This is a genomic window from Corynebacterium sp. MSK035 (assembly GCF_030232615.1).
Taxonomy (GTDB): Bacteria; Actinomycetota; Actinomycetes; order Mycobacteriales; family Mycobacteriaceae; genus Corynebacterium; species Corynebacterium jeikeium_D.
On sequence record NZ_JASPJP010000006.1, the window covers coordinates 14,971 to 36,818 of the forward strand.

Sequence of the window (21,848 nt, forward strand, 5' to 3'; positions counted from 1 at the left end):
CAATGTGGCGAGTGGTAAAGCAGCGTAACGGTAAAGATCAAATTTCATCAACAGATCAGCCCGCCACAGCGGTGGCAAAGGACCCGCGCGAGCACGTCACTGGCCGCGCGATTGCCGTCTGGCTGGCGGCGCTGATTACCTACATCGTTGCCATCGTCGGCCGCACCTCCATGGGTGTCGCTGGCGTCGAGGCGCTCGATCGCTTCCATATCAACGCCTCCCAACTCGCGCTGTTCACCGCCGTGCAGGTTGGCGTCTACGCTCTGGCACAAATTCCGACGGGCATCATCATTGACCGCGTCGGCGCCAAGAAAACCATGGTCGTGGGCGCACTGATTATGGCGCTGGGCCAGGTCATCATCGCGTTTACGACATCGTATCCACTGGCTGTCATCGCTCGTGTATTCATCGGCGCCGGCGATGCCACCGCATTCCTCGGTGCTATGCGGCTGCTTCCCGCGTGGTTCCCACTGCGCGTCACTCCGCTGTTCACGCAGCTCACGGCTGGTCTTGGCCAGCTCGGCCAGTTCATCTCTGCGGTCCCGTTCCTCGCGATTCTGCACGCCGCGGGGTGGGTGCCCGCGTTCTTGTCGCTGAGCACCGCGGGTCTTCTCATCGCTATCGTAGGCATGATCGCGCTTGCCGACGTCCCGGAAAACTCCTCCACAGCCAAGATGTCACTTCGTAAACGCCGCGCCGCCAAGAAGGCCGCGAAAACGGCTGCCGATGGCGGAGCCTCTGCCGCAGCCGATGAGAAACTAACTATCGGCCAGACTCTGAAGATTGTGACCACTCACCCGGTGTGCTGGCAGGGTTTCTTCACTCACTGGACTGGTTTGATGCATCAGTGCATCTTCACATTGCTGTGGGGCATGCCTCTGATGATGCTAGGTATGGGTCTTAAGCCCTCCGAGGCCAGTGTGGTGCTGGTCGTTAACACGCTGTCAGTAATTATCGCCGGGCCGTTGATGGGCATGGTCTCGGCACGCACCGGCCGCGACCGTATCAAGGTTGTTGTCGCAATCGCGTTTATCAACATGGCCGTCTGGATTGTGTTCCTGGCACCGAGCAACCCACCAGCGTACTGGGCAATTATCGTAGTCAACATCCTAATGGCCGGTCTTGGTGCAATGTCCAACTTCGGCTTTGACTCAGTGCGCGAAGAGGTCGATCGCAAGGTACTCGCCACCGGCACTGGGTTGGCGAATATGGGCGGTTTTGTGGCCACCATGCTCGCTGCACAAGGTGTCGGCTTCCTGCTGGATATTGCAGCTCCCGATGGAAATTACACCTGGGAGACCTTCCGCATTGGCTGGTTGGCTGTCGTCGGTGTGTGGGTGATTGGTTTCGTTGGCCTGCTGGTTGCAAAGCGTGCGGCGGCACGCTTTGTCGCCCAGCAGAGCCGTTTTGAGCTGGAACCTACGGAGTAGGAACTACAGGAAGTCGAGAGACGGAGCGGCTAGAACAGCGAAAGCTGCTCTGGTCCTTCCAGTCCCTCCGAGTCATCCGAGTCCTCCGAGTCCTCCGCTTGCTCGGAGGAGTCTGCGTGGCCGCTATCCTCCGTGCGTTCGCTGCCATCAGTCTGAGCACCATGGGAAACGCGCTCACCGGTGTCAGTTTCGGAGGCTGCGTTCTCCGGGACGTCGTCAAGCGAAGGCGTTGCTGCTACGGCCTCACGCTCATACATTTCCTGCAGCTTCTCGGTCTTGGTAATACGAACTAGCTCGGCGTAGATGACCAGCTTCATAGAACTATTGACCAGTGGCCCCAGCTGGGAAAACAGGACATCGACATCACCGTCAACCGCGAGGCATGCGCGACGCAGGCTCTCCTCGGAAATAATCCAGCGGGAGGTTTCCGCGCAGGTTTCGCGGTCACCGATGAAGTCCAACGCGAGGGCAACCTGGTTGCTGGCGACGCCATCCAGTGTGGCAGCCAGGCGCTCGTTAGGTGCGGCATCCTTGAACAGGCGGGCAATCTGGACTGCCTCCGCCGTCGGCACCTGACCAGCGGCATACTCAGCGATGAGTTCGGCCATGCGCTGAGCACCGACGTGCTGATCAGTCAGCCAAATGTCGTGCAAGGCATACATGATAGCCATGGCCTGCCAGGAGGCGTGCCCATGGTAGAGAATGCCCAAAATGCCGGCCTGCTCCAGCAGCCAACCGACCATCGCTTCCCCATCGGCGCCATTGCGAGCGCAGAGGTTGTCGACATTCCAAGCCATATGCCCTTCGACGCAGCAGCCATAGAACTTCTGGTCTTCCTCCAGCTGCGCGGCCAGTGACACTACTTCACGCGCGGCATACGGGTAGCCGTAGGCAAGGGTGGCATGCGACAAATCATCGACACCCATAGTCACCCACGGAAACTCGCCGTGCCACGGACCGCGACCAACGAGGAAGCCCGCCGCGAGATACGCCCATCGGGTCGAGGCATCAGCGTTGTACCAGTACTGCAGTGCGCGCGGCGTCGGATGCCCGCTGTCAGCGTGAATCAATCCCGCGTTGACCAGCATCTCCACAATCCAGGGCGCCGCGAAAGCGCTCGCCCCTATTGACGCTGCGAAGTCCTGAATCCACAGCAGGCTCGATTCCTCATACATGTGCAACGGGTCCTTCAGGCGCCCGTCGCCGCTGCCCGCAGCATCCATAAACGCCGAAGCAAACGCCACCGCAGCCACCGAAGCTTCGGTCAATTCCTTTGACTCCAGCGTTGCCGGGAAAGACTCCGTCGGATGCGGCTTACGAATCGACCACATGTCGCCCTTGAGCGCCAGCGCGACTGCACCCACCAGGCGGGCAACCACTGTCGATTCGTTGCGTGCTTCCGATTCTTGCTCGAATGTCGGCATCGCCGGTTCTTCTAGCACAGTCAGCAGCAGACGCTCTTCGGCCCAGCGCACCGCGTCAGCACGTAGTTCAGACCACATATAGGAGGGCAAGTACTTCTCGTCGGTTGCCATCCAGCGCAGCTCATTGCGAATATCCACCGGAGCTGTCATCACCAGAGCCCGCACCTTCACCGGATCGCAGAGGAAGCCTGCAATGTGCTCCACCTGGCGAGCCTGCACATTCCGCACCGTTAAATCGCTGGCGTTCAGAGCTCGCGATGTGCCCTCTCCCGGCGCGTTATCCGGCTCCAGCCCCATGCGCTCCATACGGCGACTCAGCACATCCGCTGGCATATTCGCCACCAAGTCGGCGACGCGGAAGCTGAGGCTCGGTTCCGCCGGGAACACCTCCGAAACATGTGGCGGCACATGCCACACGCCCGCCGGTTCCTCCCACACGAGCCCCTGGCGCTGGCCACGGCGTAGCACATGCTCAAGCTGCTGCTTGCCGACGCGACGACGCTTGCGGTCAACACCCTTCGGCGTATCGTGCGCCATCACGTCCGCATCCGATGCCCAATAAGCCACTTCTGTGAGGGTATCCAGCGATGCGGAATCCTCCAGAATATGAACTAAGTGGGCCACATCGAGAACATCGGGATCACAAAAAGACAGCGCTGTATGCGCTGAATCCTGTGACATCAGCAATTCCACCGCCTCTTGCCCAGCAGCTGAGGTATCAGCGGCTGGGCACGTGCGGCTCAATAAAAAACGCAGGTCGGTGCCATCGAGGTTGAGAATGAAATCCTCATACCTAGGGCGTACCGAGTAATCGACGTTGCGTTCCATAGCCCACCATTATGCCCGGTCGCCGTGCTAAGACAAAGGCTGCACCCCACTGCCACATAATCAGCCTCGCAGCGAGGTTCGGCAGACCTCTGCCCGGTCTACTCGTGGTCGGGGTTCTCCTCACCCCAAAACACACGATTGACGACACGGCTGGAGTGACGAGTTAGACGCAAATAGTGCTCAATAAAACCGTTGGAATCCGATGCCTCCCACCCCGCCGCACCGGCGACCTGAGTCAGCTGACGCCCCGGCTGGGGCAGCTGATCCGTGCGCTTACCACGGGTGAGCACCAGCGCGTTACGAGCATTCGTCGCCATCAGCCAGGCATCCCGAAGTGCGTCGGTATCCTCCGCATCTAGAATTCCGCGGTCTTTCAGCACTTCCAGACACTCCAACGTCGAAGTGTTGTGCAACTCCGGCACCTCGTGGGCATGCAGCATGGTTAGCAGCTGCACAGTCCATTCAATATCGGTCAGTGCACCGGAACCGAGTTTGGTGTGGGTACGCCGATCAGCTCCGCGAGGCAGCCGCTCGGAATCAACACGCGCCTTCATACGACGGACATCGCGGACCATCTTGGCATCAGCTCCGCCCTGTGGGTACCTCAGCGGATCGATGGCCTTAAGGAAGCGGGTGCCCAGGTCTTTATCGCCGGCAATCCAGGTAGCACGTAGCAGTGCCTGAATCTCCCAGGTTTCACCCCAGCGCTCGTAGTAGGTCACATAGGAATCCAGGGTCCTGACAATCGGGCCCGAGCGTCCTTCTGGGCGCAGGTCCACGTCGACCTCCAATGGCGGGTCCTGGCTTGGCTTTGCCAGCCGACGACGCAACGAGTCACAAATCCTGGTTGCCCACTTGACCGCCTCGGAATCGTCGACAAGCGGCGCTCCATCGGCGTCCTTGCGGGGTTCACAGATGAACATCACGTCGGCATCAGAGCCGTAGCCCAGTTCAGCACCGCCGAGTCGCCCCATACCAATCACGGAGATAACGCCCGGGACCTCCGAGTCAGGATGCTCCAGCGACCACGCACGGATTTCGGCGGCGAGGGCAGCTTCGAGCACGTTGTCCCACACCATCGACAGAGAGTGACAGACCTCTTGCACATCCATCAGTCCGAAGAGATCTGCGGAGGCAATGCGCGCGAGCTCTGCACGGCGCAACGCACGTGCCACACCAATGGCCTTAGCTGGACTGTTGTGTCGGGCAGCCGCTGCGACCAGCGCACGCCCGACTGCATCGGAGTCGGTATTCAGAAGCTTCGGCCCGGATGCACCGTCGCCGAACCGTTTAATCACGTCCGGCGCACTCATAATCAGATCAGACGCGTACGGCGAAGAACCGAGCACACGCATCAGCCGTTGGCCGACGACGCCCTCATCGCGCAGCGTACGCAGGAACCACGTTTCGTCGTGGAGCTTCTCAGAGAGCTTGCGATAATTGAGCAGACCCGCGTCGGGGTCTGGCGTCGACGATAGCCACTCCATCAGCGTCGGTAGCAGCATCGCCTGAATACGCGACTTGCGCGAGGTGCCCGCCGCCAGCGCAGAAAGATGCTCGTAGGCGCGATCCGGGTACTGATAGCCCAGCGCGGCTAGCTGGCGCTTTGCCGCATCGGCCGATAGCTGCAGGGTTCCAATGTCCTGCTCCACCACGGAGTTCAGCAGTGGACGGTAGAAAAGCTTGTTGTGCAGGGAGCGGATCTGTGAGCTGGCCAGTCGAACCTGCTTGGCCAGCGGTTTGCTGGCATCGGTGCCGCCCTCACCGACGATGCCAGAGGCGCGACCGAGCCACTGAAGAGCTTCGGTGTCGTCGTCGGCAGGCAACAAATGCGTCCGCCGCATCTTTTGCAGCTGCAGGCGGTGCTCCAGCAGACGGACGAACTCGTAGGCGTTAATCAGCGCGGCACCGTCTTCGCGACCGATATAGCCAGCCTCGACAAGTGCGTCGAGTGCCATCACAGTTGGCAGCACGCGGAGGCTATCGTCATAGCGACCATGGACCAGCTGCAGCAGCTGCACCGCGAACTCGACATCACGCAGACCACCGCGACCGAGCTTGAGCTCTCGGTAGCGAAGCTCTTCGGGGACGTTTTGGACCACACGGGCGCGCATGCGTTGAACATCATCGACGAAGGATTCCCGCTGAGAGGCGGTCCACACCATCGGAGCTAGAGCATCGATGTATTCGCGGCCCAGCTCGATATCGCCTGTCATCGGCCGCGCCTTCAGTAACGCCTGGAACTCCCAGGTTTCAGCCCACCGCTTGTAGTAGGCGACGTGGGAATCCACGGTGCGTACGAGTGCACCCGACTTACCCTCCGGTCGGAGATTCGCGTCGACCTCAAAGAAGCAGTGGCAAGAAATCCGGATAAATTCGCTGGCCAAACGGGTGGCTCGGGCATCCGCCGGCTCTGCGACGAAAATGACATCCACATCGGAGATGTAGTTCAGCTCTTCCGCACCGCACTTGCCCATGGCGATTACGGCCAGGCGTGTTGAGACCGGCGACGAAGGAAAGACCTGTTGCACCGCGACAGAGAGTGCAGCCGTCAACGCCGCATCAGCCAGATCACTGAGTGCCTCCGAGACCTGACGGAATGGGACTTGTGGCTGTCCCGGACGGCGAGGGCCCCGTGGGTACGTGCCAGCCAAGTCGTAGCACGCAATACGCATAATCAAGTCGCGGTAGGCGCACTGCATCGCAACTTCGGCCTCACGGCCGGTTAGCTTCGCACGGTACAAACCGGGGCCTTCAAGCGTGGCGGGCGCAACGACGGGGTTGCGATACTCGGGATCCTCCTGCTTTTCCAGACTGGCCTCATCAGTGAGTTCGATGACCTCGGGCACAGCCCCGACGCTGGAGAGCATCTCGCGGAACATGTCTGCCTCAGTTGGAAACTCAGCTTGGAGCAGAACCCACTTTTCTGGGTGTGCAACCAGGTGATCGCCCAGTGCACTCGAGCCGCCGAGCAGCGCAAACATACGCGTACGTAGCGGCACCTGCTCGCGCATGGCTTCATCGAGACCGGACCAGGTGGCCCAGTTCTCCAGCTTTCCCTGCTGCTCCAGCTCGTCGAGAGCGCCTTTCAGCCGCACTAGCGCCATAAGCGCCAGCTTGGGGTCGCTGGCTCCGGCAAGACCCCACAACAGATGTAGGGACTCCTCGTTGTACCACCCCAAATCTTCCAGGTCAGCCCGCGTCCGATCGTCGTTACGCAAGCCCAGCGCTGCGGGCCGCGGCACTGATTGGCGAGATGTGCGAGGTCGATTCATCACCATTGAAACTGGTCACCCAAAAAACAAATTAAAGACGAAAAAGGAAGGGGGCGGTACGGGGAAACTAGTAATCCAGAGTTGTGCGCAGCTCCCACTGCGTCACCTGACGCTGGAACTCGCGCCACTCGCGCCACTTATTGAGCAGGAAGAACTCGTAGACATGGTCACCGAGAGCATCGGCCACCAGATCGGAGCGTTCCATCTCCTGCAGCGCCACCTCCAGGGATGTCGGCAAATCGCGGTAGCCCATCGCACGTCGTTCCCGCTTGGTCAACTCGGAGATGTTGTCCTCTGCCTGCTCCGGAAGCTGGTAGCCCTCCTTAATTCCCTTCAAACCGGCGGCCAAAATCACCGAGTAAGCAAGATACGGGTTACAGGCCGAGTCCAAGGAACGAATTTCCACCCGGCGCGAATGTGCCTTACCCGGTGAGTACATGGGCACACGCACGAGAGCCGAGCGGTTGGCCATGCCCCATGTCGCGGACGTCGGAGCCTCATCGCCAAATGCCGTGCGCTTGTAGGAGTTGACCCACTGATTGGTCACAGCGGAAATTTCGCTGGCGTGAGTCAGAATGCCGGCAATGAAACCCTTTGCGGTGTCGGAGAGCTGGTTTTCATCATCCGGGTCGTGGAATGCATTAGTGTCCCCTTCAAAGAGGGAAATATGAGTGTGCATGCCATTGCCCGGCAAATCCTGGAAAGGTTTCGGCATGAATGTCGCCTGCACACCGTTTTTCATTGCGATCTGCTTAATGATGTAGCGGAAAGACATCACGTTATCCGCCATAGTCAGCGGGTCAGCGTAGCGCAGATCGATTTCCTGCTGGCCCGGCGCGTTTTCGTGATGGGAGAACTCCACAGGGATTCCCATGTCTTCCAACACCGTGATCGATTCTTGGCGAAAGCGCGGTGCGCGGTCGTAGACCGCCTGGTCAAAGTAACCGCCATTGTCCGTTGGCACCGGCGGCTTTCCATCAGTAGCCAGACTCTCTACGAGGAAAAACTCAATCTCCGGGTGGATGAACGCGTGGAAGCCCTCGTCGGCAAGCGCCTTAATTTGGCGGCGCAGCACCTGGCGTGGATCTGCCCACGACGGCTGCCCGTCGGGCATGACAATGTCGCAGAACATGCGCGCGGACGTGATTGTGTCTTCTTTATGTAGGCGCGGCATGACCTGGAACGTCGAGGGATCCGGTTGCGCAATAGTGTCAGCCTCGGAGACACGGGAAAAGCCCTCTACCGCGGAGCCGTCGAAACCGATGCCCTCTTCAAAGGAGCCCTCGAGCTCAGCCGGTGCGACGGCAACGGACTTCAGATACCCCAAAATGTCGGTAAACCAGAGGCGGATATAACGGATATCTTGCTCTTCGATTGCGCGGAGGACGAATTCCTGCTGACTGTTCATACTTTCCAACGTTACCCAGGTGCCCGGATTCGCGGTACACATTTTGACCATCCGGCGTGGCTAGCCAACTGCCGCGCCCGTGTCATAACCGCTGCCCTCGTGGCCTCGAATTGCGGGTGACTATGGCATGCTCTATTGACATGAGCGGAAAAAAGATTCGTCTGAATAATCTGGCCGAATGGAAGGCTGAGTCTCGCCCCTGGGCAATGCTGACTTGCTACGACTACTCCACCGCGCGCGCTTTTTCCGCCGCCGGTGTCGAGCTGCTGTTGGTCGGCGACTCTGCAGCAAACGTTGTCTACGGCTACGACACCACCACCGAGATCTCGCTGGAAGAAATGATCCCGCTTGCTCGCGGTGTCGTCCGGGGCGCTGGCAACGCACTTGTGGTTGCCGATTTACCCTTCGGCACTTACGAGGCCTCCGATGAGCAGGCCGTGCTGTCCGCCGCGAAGATGATGCGCGAAACTGGCGCACACATGATCAAGATTGAAGGTGGCGTGCGTATCGCCCCGCGCATCCGTGCGCTGGTCAACGCCGGCATTCCGGTCATGGCGCACATCGGTTTCACCCCGCAGTCCGTCAACGCGCTGTCCGGTTTCAAGGTCCAGGGGCGCGGTGCGGGGGCGGACCAGCTGCGTGCCGACGCCCATGCGGTAGCCGATGCTGGTGCCGCGGCCGTGGTCCTTGAGATGGTGCCTGCGGATCTGGCCACCGAGATTACCCGCGAGCTATCCATCCCAACCTGTGGCATTGGCGCTGGTAACCAGTGCGATGGCCAGGTTCTCGTCTGGCAGGATGCCTTTGCAGTTCCGGCCGATGGCCGCAGGCCGTCGTTTAGTTCGGTGTTCGAAGAGGTCGGCGAGATGCTGACCAAGGGAGCGAAGCAGTATGTCGACCAGGTGCACTCCCGCGAGTTCCCTACTGAGGCGCAGAACTTTTCGGGTTAGCTCTTCGATTCGGGGGTAGAATTAGTGGTTATGGCATCTAAGTCTGGTTCTAAGTCCAAAACTCCAACTGCGGCGTTGGAGGTGGAATCTAAGTTCTCAGCTACCCCAGAAGTGGTAGCCCCATCGTTCGATTTCGTTCCACAGGTTGGCTCCACCACCACTGAGGTGCGAAATCTCTCCGCGATTTACCTGGACACGGCGGACCTGCGTCTGACCCGGTCCAAGCACACTCTGCGTCGCCGAACGGGCGGCCCCGATGAGGGGTGGCATCTGAAGGCGCCGGGTACCGGCGGTCGCCTCGAATATGGCGTCGGCCTGGAAGAGGGCTCTGTTAACGGTGAAGGCCGCGATGCTGACTACATCGTGCCTACCGAGTTGCTTGCTCCCGTGCGCGCAATTGTGCGCAATCACCCGCTGCAACCAATCGCGCAGGTAGACAATGAGCGCCACGTCACCACGGTGTTTGCCCTCGATGGCACGCCCATGGCGGAGTTTGCGGATGATCACGTCACGGCGACTTCCTTCCTCGATGGCGGCGAAACCACTACCTGGCGTGAGTGGGAGATTGAGCTGCTCGGGGATTGGGCAAATCACCCGGACGGTAAGGCCGTAATGGCAGCGATGTCCAAGGTCGCTGAGGTGGCTGGCGCCGTGCCGTCGGAAAGCCCATCGAAGTTGGCGACGGCGTTGGGTGACTCCATCGACTCCGCTCCCCTGCCGCCGGTTCCAGCGAAGCTGCCGAAGGGCACTCCGGGGCGCACTGTGGTCGATGCGCTGGCCGCTAACGTGGCCAAGATGGTCGAGTACGACCCGAAGGTACGCCGCGATGAGTTCGACTCGGTGCATCAGATGCGCGTCGCCACTCGCGAGCTACGCAGTCACATGCAGACCTTCCACGGCATTGTTGTGGGCGATAAGGTCGCTGAGTTGGAGAGCAACCTCAAGCAGCTGGCGGGTGTTCTCGGCGTGGCTCGTGACGCTGAGGTCGTCGCTATGCGCTGGGAGGAGTTGCTGGCCAATCGCGAAAGCGCCGCTTTGGGCGAGGAGCTGCGTGCGAATCTCGTCGAAGATGTCCAGAAGGACTACGACCGCGCTCATCAGCGCGTCATTTTCGCACTTAATTCAAGCGAGTACCTGCAACTTCTCGACGATCTCGATGAGTTCCTCGCCAATCCGCCAATTGCCGCAAATGCGGACGAGGCCGAGGCTGGGGAAAAGAAGTCTAAGAAGAAGGATGATTCGCTTGTCGACGGCGCGGAGAACGCAGCCGCAGAGGATTCTTCGGCAGCCGACTCCGAGGTCGCGGCTGAGGCTGATACTGCAGCCGCCGATGCAGCAGCTTCCACGACCTCAGACAAGGCCGCACCGGAGAAGGTAGCGGCACCGAAGGAACTCGACACCACTGCGGTGCTGCTCGATCACCTGCGCAGCGCGTTTTCGAAGTTCCGTCGTCGCCACAACCTGGTACTCGATGGCCGCGAGGATGCTGACCTGCCAGAGGCAGATCTGGACGAGCGTTACCACGATGTCCGCAAGGCTGCGAAGAAGCTCCGCTACAGCGCGGAAGCTGCTCAGAACGCGGACCTGCCGACCGAGAAGCTCTACGCTGCCTGCAAGAACCTGCAGTCAGTTCTCGGTGACTTCCAGGACACCTGTACTGCGCGCGACTTCGTGCTGGCTCGCGCTAAGCGTGCCTCCCGTGCGGGCAGGGACACCTTCGGCTACGGCGTGCTTTACCAGATGGAGTACTACGACGGTCTGAAGGCCCTGACTGAGTACGACGATGCCGTGGCAAAGGTTTTCAAGGCCTTCCGCAAGATGGAAAAGAAGATTAAGAAGGGCAAGAAGGCCTAAAGGCAAAGCCTTATTTCTCAGCTACGCCCCAGTCGTCATCTTCTTCATCCCAGTCGTCGGCCGCCTTGTTGCGCTCGGCGACTTTTTCCATGGCAGCGCGGGCTTCCTCTTCGGAATCGTAGGGGCCCATTCGGTCGTCCCAACCGGTTTTCTTCCCCTGAAACACCGTGCCCGTCGACGGCTGGTAGTACCACTTACTGCTGTTGTCGCTCACGATTTTTCTCCTCTTCCACATCGAGAACATGTCGAGTTATCAAGCGGTTCTGCCACCGCCAACTCCACACATAAGCAAACTTGCAGAGAGGCAACCATTTGCCTGCCATGTGCGCTGCGGCGACATAAAACCCCAGTATATAGGTTTGTCACTGTCCCCCGACCCGGGTATTATCGACGGAATTGTTCACCTTAGAACACAAGCGTTGAACGCGAACACTGCACACCAGCACTATGAGTCCGATCTCTGGAGAGGTTTCACCCATGCCCGCCGCACCCGCTGTCGTAAACGACGTCTTCGATGCCGTCGGTTCCAATGCTTCAGTTGCATACGCCCCGGGTTCCATCAACCTGTTGGGTGAGGACTGCGCGTCCTCCGGCGGCATGCTCCTAGCCACCGCCATTCCGGCCTATGCTGCGGTCGGTATCGAGGAAATCGACGAGCAGCAGCTCATTGTCGTGTACAAGCGCGAAACTACCAAGATGGATTTCCCGGATAGCGTCCCCGCCGCTTTTTCTCAGGTGCCGACCGCTGTCGCGGCTGCCATTGTCGCATTGCAACACTCGCTGCATCTCGTTCCGCGCAACAGCAACGGCCTGAAGGTCACCATTGCCTCCACCATCGCGCCAGGTCGCGGTTTTGGAGAGATTCCGGCAATTCAGTGTGCTCTCGCGCTGGCTCTCAATGCGCGTTTTGGCGACCGCGATGATGTGCCCACCCGCACGCGTATTGCCACCGCTATCCACGAGACCATGGTGCAGATTAAGGGACAGTCGTGGCCGCTGTACCCCTACACCACGGCGCTGCGCAGCCGCCCGGACAGCCTACTGTGCATCAACCACTCCGATGAGGCAGTCACGCAGACGGCGTTCCCGCAGTCGTTGGCGCTGACTGTCGCTTACTCCCCCGATGTCACCGGCGGTTCGCCCGACGAGGAGCGCTACGAGTTCTTCCAGCAAGCCTGCGCCGCTTTTGGCGTGCCGACTCTCGCTAGCCTCCCCGACTCACAGGAGCGGGTCGCGGACTGGGTGCGTGCTCGTCACGAGGTGCACCCGGACGACGAAGACATCCCGACCATCGGCCGTGCCATTCAGTGGCTTGACGAAGCCGACGCATCCTCCGACCGTGCCCGCGCAGTCATCGGCCACATCCGTCACAGCGATATTCAAGCAGCCATCGCAGGGGTTTCGCGCGATGTCAGTGAGCGTGGCTCCGCGCCGTCGGCAAGCTCTGTGCTGGGGCAGATTGCCGAGCTGACCGACACCATTGACTGCGAGAAGATTGCCCGTTGTGCGCCATGCCCGGGTGCGTCGCTGGTGATGTGGTCCCACGTCGACGACGCCGATCGGATTGCCTCCGCGCTTAACGACGGCGGTTCCGAGACCATCCGTGTGGAGAACACTGCGGCCGGCGCGGTGGTCGAGTAATAAAGCTTGTGTGAACGAGTCGGCCTATGAGCCGGATTCTGTCCCTCGGCGCTCCTTTCGGAAAGCGCCGGGTGGCGATCATCCATCTCGGTCTGCCATTGCTGACAGCCTGAAGCAGCACACCCGCGAGTATCGGACGGGCAGCCCTCAAACACTCGCGCACGCGCACGACGAAGCATGCGCGATTTTGCCTTGCTCCTGGTGGGGTTTACCTAGCCGGTGCAATCACTTGCCCCGCTGGTGCGCTCTTACCGCACCTTTTCACCCTCACCGGATCTCCACAGCTTTACGTCAAAGACATCGGCTGTGCGCCCGGCGGTCTATTTTCTGTGGCACTATTCCCGCAGGTCACCCTGGGTTGCTGTTAGCAACCACCATGCCCAGTGGAGTCCGGACTTTCCTCGACAGCGGCCTGGACACACTCTGTAAAAGAGGCGTCCGGTTCCGTTAACTGCCGCGATCACCCGGCCGGCTCGCTCGAATGGTTAGTGTACCCGCCACAACCGCAATTCAAATAACCCGCCGTGCTCGGCTGCTAACCACGCAGGTAGCTGGTGTCGTTAATCAGCCGCACTGATGTCGGCCCATCTGCGTAGAACTCCGCGATGGAGAGGCTGGCCAGGTCCAAGTGCAGGCGAGTGAAGATTTCAAAGCCGCAGCCGAGCCCCTGGCGCAGCAGCGACTTGATTGGCGTGACATGGCTGACTACCAGCACATCCGAGGCACCGAATTGTTGAGCGATGCGCTCACGCGCGGCGCTCACTCGGCTATCGACCGCGCGGAAATCCTCCCCCTCCGGTGGCGCCACGGCCGGATCCGCAAGCCAGGAACTGTGCAGCTCAGGGGTGGCGTTGTGAGCCTCGGAGAAAGTCATGCCCTCCCACTGCCCAAAGTCGGTCTCGCGCAAATCCTCTTCAACGTGGATGTCCAGCCCGAGCGCTTTGGCAGCCGCCTCTGCGGTCTGCTGTGCACGACGCTGTGGAGAGGCCACAATCGCCGAGAAACTCATGTTGCCGCTATCGACCAGCGCCGCCAGGTGACGTGCTGCCGCTTTCGCTTGCTGTCTGCCCACCTCTGTCAGGTCGGGGTTCGAACGGCTTCCCGAGTACTCCCGGCGAATCGACATTGGCGACTGCCCATGGCGCAGCAGCACCAACCGCGTGGGATCCGTAGTCGCACCCGTCCAGCCCGGCGCGCTATCGCGCTTGTCTGCAGCCTGGCTCATCTACTTGCCTTTCACCGCTCCCAGCGTTTCCGCACGCACAATCATCGCGCCACATTCAGGACAGAACGTCACTTCTTCCGGCGCAAGCGTGGTGAATTCATGCACGGTTCCTACATCGAGCTCCATGAAGCAGGATCCGCAGGTGCGTCCGTTCAGGCGTGCAACGGGGATGCCGTTAGCAAGCGCTAGACGACGGTAAAGCTTGGCTGCCGAACCATCAATAAGCTTGTCAGCCTCCTCGATTCGGGTCTCAGCGATGGAAATGCGCGCAATGAGGTCAACCTCGGCGTCGTTAAGCCTTTGCTTGGCGGCGACGATGTCATCGTGCGCCTCGTCGGCGTCGTATTCGTGCTCAGCGTCGACCTGATAGGCCTCCTGCATGCGCTCGTACTGCTGGAGTTCCTGTTCAGCGCGTTCGCGGCGGCGCTTGGTGGAGCGCAGGTCGTGCTCGAGGTCACGGCGCGTGGATGCGTCTTCTGCGGCACCGAGCGACAGACGATCAGCCTTTTCGCGGGCTTTCAGCTTGTTGATGTCCGATTCCAGCTTGGCAATATCGCGGCCGATATCGGAGGCGCTGAGCTTGGAGCGCGCTGCCTCACTGGCCTGACGGCTGTGCTTTTTGCGCAGCTCCTGCAACTCGGCACGCTCGGGCAGAACGTTCTGGCGGGCGGTGAGCCCATCCAACAGAGTTTGGTTTTCCGCCTTTTCCAACATCGCAACTTGGATTTGTGGACTAAGCCTCATGGTCTTCACTTCCTTGCCTGTGTCGACGATTCTGCCACTGTCCAGGGATCGGTGCGCACCTCAAGGACCTCGGTCGCGACCCCGAGCCTCTCGGCCAGGATCTCTGCGGCCTGGTAGCACCAGGGGAACTCGCTGGCCCAGTGAGCCGTGTCCACCACGCAGAAGTCCGCGGTTCGCAGTGTCTCATCGACAGGATGATGCCGCAGGTCAGAGGTAACGAACGCATCGACGCCCATCTTTGCCACAGTGTCCAGGAAAGAGTCACCTGAACCAGATGCGACGGCAACCGTGCGAATCATCCGCTCCGGATCGCCTGCGCCTCGCACGCCCCATGCCGTTGCAGGCAGGCGCTCAGCCACACGGGCGACGAATTCCTTAAATGGCATCGGCGTATCCAGCGTGCCCACTCGCCCAATGCCCACAGCCTGCTGCGGATCCAAGCCGGTGGCCTGATTGTCCACGATGTCGAAGGCAGGCTCCTCATACGGATGCGCTGCAACGAGAGCCTTGACAATCGCCGCGCGCACGGACCGTGGCGCGACCATCTCCAGGCGTACTTCCTCGACATACTCAATCTGCCCCTCGGCACCGATGAAGGGATTCGCCCCGCTCAGCGGGCGGAACTGGCCGCAGCCGTTAATGCGAAACGCACAGCTGTCGTAGTCGCCGATAGTGCCCGCGCCCGCCTCAAACATGGCTTGCGCGACCTTATCGACGTGATCTGCCGGAACCTTCACTGTCCAGGTATCCAAGCCGGGAGCCGGCTGCGGAGCTAGCGGCGCACCCGGTTCAACTCCGAGAACCGTGGCCAACTGGTCGTTGACACCCGGTCGGGCGCTGTCAGCGTTGGTGTGCGCTGCAAAGAGAGCCACACCTGCCCGAATCAGCTTATGAATAATCCGACCCTTCGGTGTATCCGCCGCCACGGAATTCACACCACGCAGAAGCAGCGGATGGTGCACAACGAGCATCTGAGCACCGGAGGCAATCGCGCGATCTGCAACCTCGTCAGTGCAGTCCAGCGCCAACGCGATGCGACGCACCTCATCCTGCGGGTCACCGCAGATCAGGCCAACTTTATCCCAGCTCTCCGCCAGTGCCGGCGGGTAGGCCGCGTCCATCGCCGCACGCACGTCGGCAACGGTCACCACCGTGTTATTGCCCTCGGCACGGGTCTGCGCAGAGTCCGTCATACATCCATCCCTTCAACATGCATTTCTCTCCAGCTTCTCTTCCAGCGTAGTGAACTCTGCCCCGACCCATCAGTTCTGCGACAGCAAATCCGCTACTTCCGCAATGAGCCGCCGCACACTTGTCTCGTCTCGCACAGCCAGCCGCCACCACGAACCGTCCAAACCGGCGAAGGTGTCGCAACGCCGCACGGCTACTCCACGCGCAGCGAGCCGCTGTCTCAGACGCTCGTGCTTGACGACGTCAACCTCCGCAGCGCCCGGACCATCATGCGTGCTCAGGGCAACCCCCGGGCGTGCCAGCACAAAGGGAGCCTTGGAATCCAACACCTGCCAGCCGGCGGCTACTAACAGCTGTGTCATAGCCTCGCGCTGCTGACCAATCTCAGCGCGGATTTGTGGCAACAGCTCTGCCTCGCGACGCGCGATTGCCGCCATAGCGGTAAGTTGCAGCGTGCCCAGTGGCCAGTGCGGACGCAGTCGCCCCAACTTCGCCAGGAGCTCAGGGGTTCCCAGTGCGTAACCACAGCGCAGGCCTGCGATTGCCCAGGTCTTAGTCATGCTGCGGAAAACGATGACATTATCGGGGATGCTGTTCGCTTCCCCCGGCCTGCAATCGGCTAACGAGCACCGCCGAATAATCTCACCATCGGCGACGTCCATAAATGCCTCATCCACGACCAAGATCCCACAACGGCTGGCGAGCCCCCGCAGGTCATCCGCTGAATGAGCAACACCGGTGGGGTTAGTCGGATTGCCGATGATGACCATCCGACCGTCAAGCTGCTGGGAATGCGGGGAGGAGGCGTTCTCGTGGACGTCGGCAAGCGTAGGCGTGAGCGTGTACGGCGACGGTAGTACCAGCGAATCCACCCCGACTCCCGCGGCGCGGAACGCGGCTTCAGGTTCGGTGAACTGCGGCTGGACGATGGTGGCGGGCAAGCCCAGGTGCGGCAAGAGCGAAAAGCCCTCGGCGACGCCGTGAAGAAGCAGAACCTCGTCGGCGCTGCGATTGTGATTGGCGGCGATGGCGGCGCGGACGTCGGCATCGAGCTGCGCAGACGGATACGCGGCAAGTTCTCCAAGGGACGTGGCAAGCGAGTCCTGCAGCCACTGCGGTGTGGTGCCGTGAACATTGACGGCAAAGTCCAGGTCAGCGCCATGGGCGGCCTGATCGCCGTGATAGCGCAGCGGGTCGTCTAACATGCCATCCAGCCTAATGACCTTTTAGGATGAACAATATGTCCACTGGCCATCGTCCCACTGTCCTTATTGATGTCGACGGCACCATCGCCGATTCTCTCCCCGCAATCGCACATGGATTCCGCCTTGCGTTGGAGGCAATTGACCACCCACTTCCGCCCGAGAGCTTTATCAACACGATCCCAGGCCCGCCAATGGTGGAGACACTCGCATCCCTCGGGCTTTCCGACGAACAAGTCGACCGAGCCTTCGCTGTGTACATGGAGCATCAACACGCCGGTGCTTGGCAGCGTGCCGAGATGTTCCCCGGCTGGCCGGAGCTCCTGCGCGATTGGCGGGCAGCTGGTGTCCAACTAGCCACTGCGACGTCCAAGGGCGACTACTTCGCCCGTAAAACCTTGGACAATTTCGGGCTTCTCGACGCCTTTGACTTCATCGGCGCCGCCAGCGACGACGGCTCACGACAGACAAAGACCGAGGTCATTGAGTACACGCTCAAGGAGTTGGGCATTGAAACCGATGAAGCAGTGCGTCCGCACGGTTCGGTCGTAATGGTTGGCGATCGCATCCATGATTTTGAGGGCGCCGCACAGTTCGGCATCCCCGCCATCGCTGTTAAATGGGGCTACGGCTCGGAATCTGAGTGGGCATCGGCAGCGGCGGTGGCGTCGTCGCCTGGGGACCTGAATCGTGTTGTGCGGGAAATGTTGTATCTTTAAGACTCGTCAACGATTAGTGACAATCCTATTTTTATTTTCCGAGAAGTTTGGTTTTGCCTATTATGCTTATGAACTCGTCGCATCGTACTGAGTCCGTGTACGTCGTGTTTGTCTGCTCCGGAAATATCTGCCGCTCCCCCATGGCTGAAATCATCGTCCGTGACGCAGTTGAAGCCAATGCGCTTGCCGACGATGTCCTGCTCGCCTCCTGCGGAATCGGCGGCTGGCATGTCGGCGAACCCGCCGACGAGCGGGCACAAGCCGAGCTGGAACATGCTGGCTACGATCCGAACCACACCGCGGCACAGCTGGGCGATGAGCACATGGATGCAACGCTTTTCATCGCCATGGATGAATCGCACATCAATGGTCTACTCCACGCTGGCGTGCCAAAAGAGAAGATTCGCCTGATGCGTTCCTTCGACCCGGCATCCCCGAAGGGGGCCGTCGTGGCCGATCCTTACTACGGCGGCCCGGAGGGATTCGTCCGCACTCGAAACGAAATTGAGGCCGCGACGCCGGGAATCATCGCATGGTTGCGTGAGACTCTGGTGCTGGCCTCTGAGCGCTAAGGTTTCAAAACAACCTTTTCTTTTGTTTTGCTGGCATTGCCCCGGTTTCGAAACGCCCAAATCTTATTCAAGACGAAGTTAGCGGGCGTGCCCAAAATAACGCCGATAAGGTTTGCCCAGTAGAGGCGGTTTCTAAAGCCGGTGGAGTCGTCGAAAATATCCACCGGCAGTGCCAGCGGCGAGGTGGGGTTAGTCAGCAGCGTGATAACAACCAGGTTCACAATCAGCGCTGAGATACCTGCAAATAAAAACGGGAAGAACTGTCTAAACCAGTTCGGGCGATTGTCAGTTCGGAAAGTCCAGGACCGGTTGAGCTGGAAGTTCCAGATGTTAGCCACGACAAACGCCAGAGTTGCATAGACGTGGGAGTAACGGATATTCCACCGCGTTCCGAACAAGTTCATAAACACGTCGTGCTCATTGGTGCCCAGACTGAGACCCAACTTGCGGGCAATAATCACGACAATCAGGTTGACAACCACACCTGTGCCGCCGACCAGACCGAACTTGATGAACTGGCGCGAGACTGTGCTGAAGCGGCGTGAAGGCGAAGATTTCGCTGTTTGCGTGCCCACCACGACACCTCTCTTTCCATCTATCCCGGGTAGATTCCCCGTCAAATACGCTCAAACAACTTTACCCGAAGTTCACTCAATCTCCGCGCAGGTGAATCGTTGTGAAAGCGAGATTTCCCTCACGGCAATCAGCCTTTTCCTCCCCCTCATCGCCTCATCAGCACTGTGCTCATTTGGTATGCACTTTTAAAACAGGTGCCACTGCCCACCCGCCGCAACAGTGCCATCCGCTCTAGTGCCAGCCACAGCACCGGGTAAGCTCAATGAATGTGTTTAAGAATGTGCGCCAGTTTCTGACCCCTGGATGGGTTCTCACTGCGATTGTCGCCATTGCGTTTTCCTATCTCGCATTTACTGTTCTGGCTCCGTGGCAGTTGGGTAAGAACACCGCGACGCAGCATCGCAATCAGCAGCTTGAGCACTCATTCGAGCTCGACCCCGTAGATGTCAATGAGCTAATGCCCAAGGGCAAAGGCTTCGTCGAGGGCAACGAATGGCGTCGCGTTACCGCCACCGGGTCCTTCCTGCCGGATACCCGCGTACTATTGCGTAACCGCCCAGTAAATGGCGCACCCGCTGTCCAGGTACTCGATGTCTTCGTCGCTAACAATGGCGAAAACTACCTGGTCAACCGTGGCTTTGTACGCCCTACAGACTCCAGCACCCCCAATGTTGAGCCAGCCCCGAAGGGCACCTTGACTATCTCGGCCTTTACCCGCCGAAACGAGATTCCCGCCGAGACCGCTCCAATCGCCGGCACCCCGCCGCAGGTCTACGGAATCAATACCAAGGAAGTGTCCGAGCTAGTCGACACCGAACTCAACCCCGATTGGCTTCAGCTCTCGGACAAATCCGATGCCGTCATCGAGGCCATTCCGCTGCCCACTCTGGAGTCCGGCCCCTACCTCTCCTACGGCATTCAATGGATTTTCTTCGGCGCTCTCGTGCCGCTTGCCGTCGTCTGGTTCATTCGCGCTGAAATCGTCGAGCGCAGACGAGACCGCGCGGAGCAGGAGGAGATGGCCAAGAACCTCCGCGACGCCGCGGAACCAGTAGATGACGCTGATGCCACCGAGGCCGCAACACCCGAATCGGACGACGACGCCACTCCGACGCCTCCGCCGGCTAAGTCCGACGAGGATCGCGCCGCCGAGCTGCACCGTCAGCGCATGGCGCAACGCTACGGCAACACTGGCCACCGCGCCGCAGGTTATCGCGATAACCGATACGACGAGCGTTTCTAACTCTCAGCTCGCGCTTTCACGCGTCGGATACATCCGGCAATTACTGCTGCTCCGGCGCAGCTGAGCGCAACAATGTTTTGCACTCGCTTGCTCAGCCCTGCGGCACGCCGCACATCGGCCACCGCAGGCCTCCGACCACTGCCAAGCACCGGGCGCATCTCCACTCCGCTGGGATACACCGTCGCGCCGCCCAGCTGCAGCCCCAGCGCGCCTGCAGCGCTTGCCTCCACGACGCCCGCGTTTGGACTTGGGTGGTTGCCGGCGTCTCGTCGCCACGCTACCAATGCTTGACGACGGTCCGGACCTGCAACCACAGTTGCGACAGCTGTAAGTCTCGCGGGGAAGAACCCGGCGACGTCGTCAAGCCGTGCACTGGCCCACCCGAACTGTCGATAGCGAGCGTTGCGGTACCCCACCATCGCGTCGAGGGTATTAGCCGCTCGATGAGCGACCACACCAGGAGCGCCTGCAATGGCACCCCACATGAGAGTGCCGGTGACTGCGTCGGAGGTATTTTCAGCGAGCGATTCGACGGTCGCTCGGGCGATGCCATCAGCGTCGAGAGCTTCCGGATCACGCGAACACAACCACGGCACAAGTTCGCGGGCGGCATCGATGTCGCCGGAGGTGAGTCGGTCAGTCATGCGCTCGCCAGTACGGCGGAGAGTGGTGCCGCCGAGCGAAGCCCACGTGGCGGCAGCCAGCGTGAGACTCGGTGCGACTGTGCTGACTGCGGCGGTAAGCGCTACCGGTGTGGCCACGGCGATTGCGGTGAACGCCACTCCGCGCGCTTTGGAGTCGGCGTAGATTCGGCGCTCAAGTTTGCTGACGGCCTGCCCGTAGAGGGCCACCGGATGGTGATTGGTGGGGTCTGCGAAAATGCGGTCAAGTGCATACCCCACTGCGATAGCCGCACCACGCCGCCAGAGGTGTCGACTTCTGGCATGTGTACGCAATCTAATCAAACTGTCCCTGCAGAACGGCTGCGACATCGAGCGGAGTGACATGCGCTGCCGGATGGCGGTGCTGCGATGCAGCCATCAAGGTGTAATCACAAGTGTGCCGGATACCGAGCAAGTGCCCAAACTCGTGGGCAAGAGTGCTGCGAATTGCATCGGGATAGAGAGTGGAAGTAACGAAAACCGTCATCTCCTTACTAATTTCCGATGCAGAAGCTAAGACTCGCGAGTCCGGCCTTGGCACATAGCGAACGTTCACAGTATCCGAATCAGCCTTGTCCTTGGTCACTTCCCGAAGCACTACCTTGCCACCGAGCTTTTCATTCCACTCTTGAGTAGCAGCATCTAGCTGTGCGCGGTACGGAAAATCCGGGGCAACAACGTAATCCAAAGTGCCGTCGGCAATGTAGGAAGGCATCTGATCCGAGAGATGGAGAATCGACGGATTATCCACCGGCTCTCCCGCATCTGCAGCCTTGACCATTGCTTTACAGGTGGCCGAATCGATTATCGGTTTACCATCCCCGCCGATTGCGTAGGCGGGAGCGCCCGCGAGCAGAGATCCGACAAAAACAATGGTGGCAAGCGATTTTGTAAAACGCACAGA

Annotated in this window: 17 protein-coding genes, 1 other RNA gene and 1 pseudogene; 7 read left to right on the forward strand and 12 right to left on the reverse strand. The window is 60.2% G+C overall.

Annotated features, from left to right (window positions below; genetic code table 11):
• The first annotated feature begins 2 nt into the window (after nucleotides 1-2).
• Nucleotides 3-1,430: an MFS transporter gene (locus QP978_RS05100; RefSeq protein WP_070429146.1), complete on the forward strand. Its 1,428-nt coding sequence runs from the start codon at nucleotides 3-5 to the stop codon at nucleotides 1,428-1,430.
• A 29-nt stretch (nucleotides 1,431-1,459) separates the two neighbouring features.
• Here QP978_RS05100 and QP978_RS05105 read toward each other — a convergent pair whose 3' ends face one another.
• The 3 genes from QP978_RS05105 to QP978_RS05115 all read right to left on the reverse strand — a co-directional run bounded on the left by QP978_RS05105 (nucleotide 1,460) and on the right by QP978_RS05115 (nucleotide 8,365).
• Nucleotides 1,460-3,682 carry a hypothetical protein gene (locus QP978_RS05105; protein WP_239271814.1) on the reverse strand — a complete coding sequence of 741 codons (2,223 nt, stop codon included), beginning with the start codon at nucleotides 3,680-3,682 and terminating at the stop codon, nucleotides 1,460-1,462.
• Nucleotides 3,683-3,780: 98 nt separating this feature from the next.
• Nucleotides 3,781-6,963 carry a bifunctional [glutamine synthetase] adenylyltransferase/[glutamine synthetase]-adenylyl-L-tyrosine phosphorylase gene (locus QP978_RS05110; protein ID WP_049170177.1) on the reverse strand — a complete coding sequence of 1,061 codons (3,183 nt, stop codon included), beginning with the start codon at nucleotides 6,961-6,963 and terminating at the stop codon, nucleotides 3,781-3,783.
• Between the two features lie 61 nt (nucleotides 6,964-7,024).
• Nucleotides 7,025-8,365 (reverse strand): glutamine synthetase family protein, encoded by a 1,341-nt coding sequence (locus tag QP978_RS05115; RefSeq protein WP_069359215.1) that lies wholly within the window; start codon nucleotides 8,363-8,365, stop codon nucleotides 7,025-7,027.
• 140 nt (nucleotides 8,366-8,505) lie between these two features.
• Between QP978_RS05115 and panB the strand changes: the two genes are divergently transcribed.
• Nucleotides 8,506-9,315, forward strand: a complete 810-nt coding sequence (panB, locus tag QP978_RS05120) for a 3-methyl-2-oxobutanoate hydroxymethyltransferase (RefSeq protein ID WP_224783789.1) — start codon at nucleotides 8,506-8,508, stop codon at nucleotides 9,313-9,315.
• A 30-nt stretch (nucleotides 9,316-9,345) separates the two neighbouring features.
• On the forward strand, nucleotides 9,346-11,169 hold the full coding sequence (locus QP978_RS05125; protein ID WP_069359216.1) for a CYTH and CHAD domain-containing protein: 1,824 nt from the start codon (nucleotides 9,346-9,348) through the stop codon (nucleotides 11,167-11,169).
• A 10-nt stretch (nucleotides 11,170-11,179) separates the two neighbouring features.
• On the opposite strand, the gene QP978_RS05130 is transcribed toward QP978_RS05125, so the two are convergent.
• Entirely contained in the window at nucleotides 11,180-11,383 is a 204-nt protein-coding gene (locus QP978_RS05130; RefSeq protein WP_016423068.1) for an SPOR domain-containing protein, read from the reverse strand.
• Between the two features lie 263 nt (nucleotides 11,384-11,646).
• On the opposite strand from QP978_RS05130, the gene QP978_RS05135 reads away from it, so the two are divergent.
• Entirely contained in the window at nucleotides 11,647-12,810 is a 1,164-nt protein-coding gene (locus QP978_RS05135; protein WP_048732617.1) for a galactokinase family protein, read from the forward strand.
• 11 nt (nucleotides 12,811-12,821) lie between these two features.
• Here QP978_RS05135 and rnpB read toward each other — a convergent pair.
• The 5 genes and pseudogenes from rnpB to QP978_RS05160 all read right to left on the reverse strand — a co-directional run bounded on the left by rnpB (nucleotide 12,822) and on the right by QP978_RS05160 (nucleotide 17,175).
• Nucleotides 12,822-13,286: RNase P RNA component class A (rnpB, locus tag QP978_RS05140), an RNA gene on the reverse strand.
• Nucleotides 13,287-13,345: 59 nt separating this feature from the next.
• Nucleotides 13,346-14,011, reverse strand: a pseudogene (locus QP978_RS05145) (histidine phosphatase family protein); the annotation flags it as partial.
• A 24-nt stretch (nucleotides 14,012-14,035) separates the two neighbouring features.
• Complete coding sequence (locus tag QP978_RS05150; protein WP_049189597.1) at nucleotides 14,036-14,779, reverse strand: zinc ribbon domain-containing protein; 744 nt, start codon at nucleotides 14,777-14,779, stop codon at nucleotides 14,036-14,038.
• Between the two features lie 5 nt (nucleotides 14,780-14,784).
• Nucleotides 14,785-15,972 (reverse strand): Nif3-like dinuclear metal center hexameric protein, encoded by a 1,188-nt coding sequence (locus QP978_RS05155; RefSeq protein ID WP_284856912.1) that lies wholly within the window; start codon nucleotides 15,970-15,972, stop codon nucleotides 14,785-14,787.
• Between the two features lie 69 nt (nucleotides 15,973-16,041).
• The gene (locus tag QP978_RS05160; protein ID WP_284856914.1) at nucleotides 16,042-17,175 is read right to left on the reverse strand and encodes an aminotransferase class I/II-fold pyridoxal phosphate-dependent enzyme; all 1,134 of its coding nucleotides are present in this window, start codon (nucleotides 17,173-17,175) and stop codon (nucleotides 16,042-16,044) included.
• A 35-nt stretch (nucleotides 17,176-17,210) separates the two neighbouring features.
• On the opposite strand from QP978_RS05160, the gene QP978_RS05165 reads away from it, so the two are divergent.
• On the forward strand, nucleotides 17,211-17,891 hold the full coding sequence (locus QP978_RS05165; protein WP_049192884.1) for an HAD hydrolase-like protein: 681 nt from the start codon (nucleotides 17,211-17,213) through the stop codon (nucleotides 17,889-17,891).
• Nucleotides 17,892-17,959: 68 nt separating this feature from the next.
• Nucleotides 17,960-18,463, forward strand: coding sequence for a low molecular weight protein-tyrosine-phosphatase (locus QP978_RS05170; protein WP_502870675.1), 504 nt, complete (start codon nucleotides 17,960-17,962; stop codon nucleotides 18,461-18,463).
• Here the strand turns inward: QP978_RS05170 and QP978_RS05175 are convergent.
• Complete coding sequence (locus QP978_RS05175) at nucleotides 18,460-19,038, reverse strand: GtrA family protein (protein WP_241482055.1); 579 nt, start codon at nucleotides 19,036-19,038, stop codon at nucleotides 18,460-18,462. The two genes, QP978_RS05170 and QP978_RS05175, sit on opposite strands and share 4 nt — an antisense overlap.
• Nucleotides 19,039-19,301: 263 nt before the next feature.
• Between QP978_RS05175 and QP978_RS05180 the strand changes: the two genes are divergently transcribed.
• Complete coding sequence (locus QP978_RS05180; RefSeq protein ID WP_284856916.1) at nucleotides 19,302-20,282, forward strand: SURF1 family cytochrome oxidase biogenesis protein; 981 nt, start codon at nucleotides 19,302-19,304, stop codon at nucleotides 20,280-20,282.
• On the opposite strand, the gene QP978_RS05185 is transcribed toward QP978_RS05180, so the two are convergent.
• Entirely contained in the window at nucleotides 20,279-21,274 is a 996-nt protein-coding gene (locus QP978_RS05185; protein ID WP_370449428.1) for a cobalamin biosynthesis protein, read from the reverse strand. The genes QP978_RS05180 and QP978_RS05185 overlap by 4 nt on opposite strands.
• Nucleotides 21,240-21,845, reverse strand: coding sequence for a zinc metalloprotease (locus tag QP978_RS05190; RefSeq protein WP_126108112.1), 606 nt, complete (start codon nucleotides 21,843-21,845; stop codon nucleotides 21,240-21,242). The genes QP978_RS05185 and QP978_RS05190 overlap by 35 nt, the downstream gene beginning before the upstream one ends.
• Nucleotides 21,846-21,848 lie beyond the last annotated feature (3 nt).

What these genes read in the sequence shown, in the direction of transcription:
- QP978_RS05185 (WP_370449428.1), bottom strand. Translation starts at nt 21,274, where the DNA reads ATGTCGCAGCCGTTCTGCAGGGACAGTTTGATTAGATTGCGTACACAT.
- QP978_RS05150 (WP_049189597.1), bottom strand. Translation starts at nt 14,779, where the DNA reads ATGAGGCTTAGTCCACAAATCCAAGTTGCGATGTTGGAAAAGGCGGAA.
- QP978_RS05135 (WP_048732617.1), top strand. Translation starts at nt 11,647, where the DNA reads ATGCCCGCCGCACCCGCTGTCGTAAACGACGTCTTCGATGCCGTCGGT.
- QP978_RS05180 (WP_284856916.1), top strand. Translation starts at nt 19,302, where the DNA reads ATGAATGTGTTTAAGAATGTGCGCCAGTTTCTGACCCCTGGATGGGTT.
- QP978_RS05105 (WP_239271814.1), bottom strand. Translation starts at nt 3,682, where the DNA reads ATGGAACGCAACGTCGATTACTCGGTACGCCCTAGGTATGAGGATTTC.
- QP978_RS05110 (WP_049170177.1), bottom strand. Translation starts at nt 6,963, where the DNA reads ATGGTGATGAATCGACCTCGCACATCTCGCCAATCAGTGCCGCGGCCC.
- QP978_RS05155 (WP_284856912.1), bottom strand. Translation starts at nt 15,972, where the DNA reads ATGACGGACTCTGCGCAGACCCGTGCCGAGGGCAATAACACGGTGGTG.
- QP978_RS05100 (WP_070429146.1), top strand. Translation starts at nt 3, where the DNA reads ATGTGGCGAGTGGTAAAGCAGCGTAACGGTAAAGATCAAATTTCATCA.
- QP978_RS05165 (WP_049192884.1), top strand. Translation starts at nt 17,211, where the DNA reads ATGTCCACTGGCCATCGTCCCACTGTCCTTATTGATGTCGACGGCACC.
- panB (WP_224783789.1), top strand. Translation starts at nt 8,506, where the DNA reads ATGAGCGGAAAAAAGATTCGTCTGAATAATCTGGCCGAATGGAAGGCT.
- QP978_RS05115 (WP_069359215.1), bottom strand. Translation starts at nt 8,365, where the DNA reads ATGAACAGTCAGCAGGAATTCGTCCTCCGCGCAATCGAAGAGCAAGAT.
- QP978_RS05170 (WP_502870675.1), top strand. Translation starts at nt 17,960, where the DNA reads ATGAACTCGTCGCATCGTACTGAGTCCGTGTACGTCGTGTTTGTCTGC.
- QP978_RS05160 (WP_284856914.1), bottom strand. Translation starts at nt 17,175, where the DNA reads ATGTTAGACGACCCGCTGCGCTATCACGGCGATCAGGCCGCCCATGGC.
- QP978_RS05125 (WP_069359216.1), top strand. Translation starts at nt 9,346, where the DNA reads ATGGCATCTAAGTCTGGTTCTAAGTCCAAAACTCCAACTGCGGCGTTG.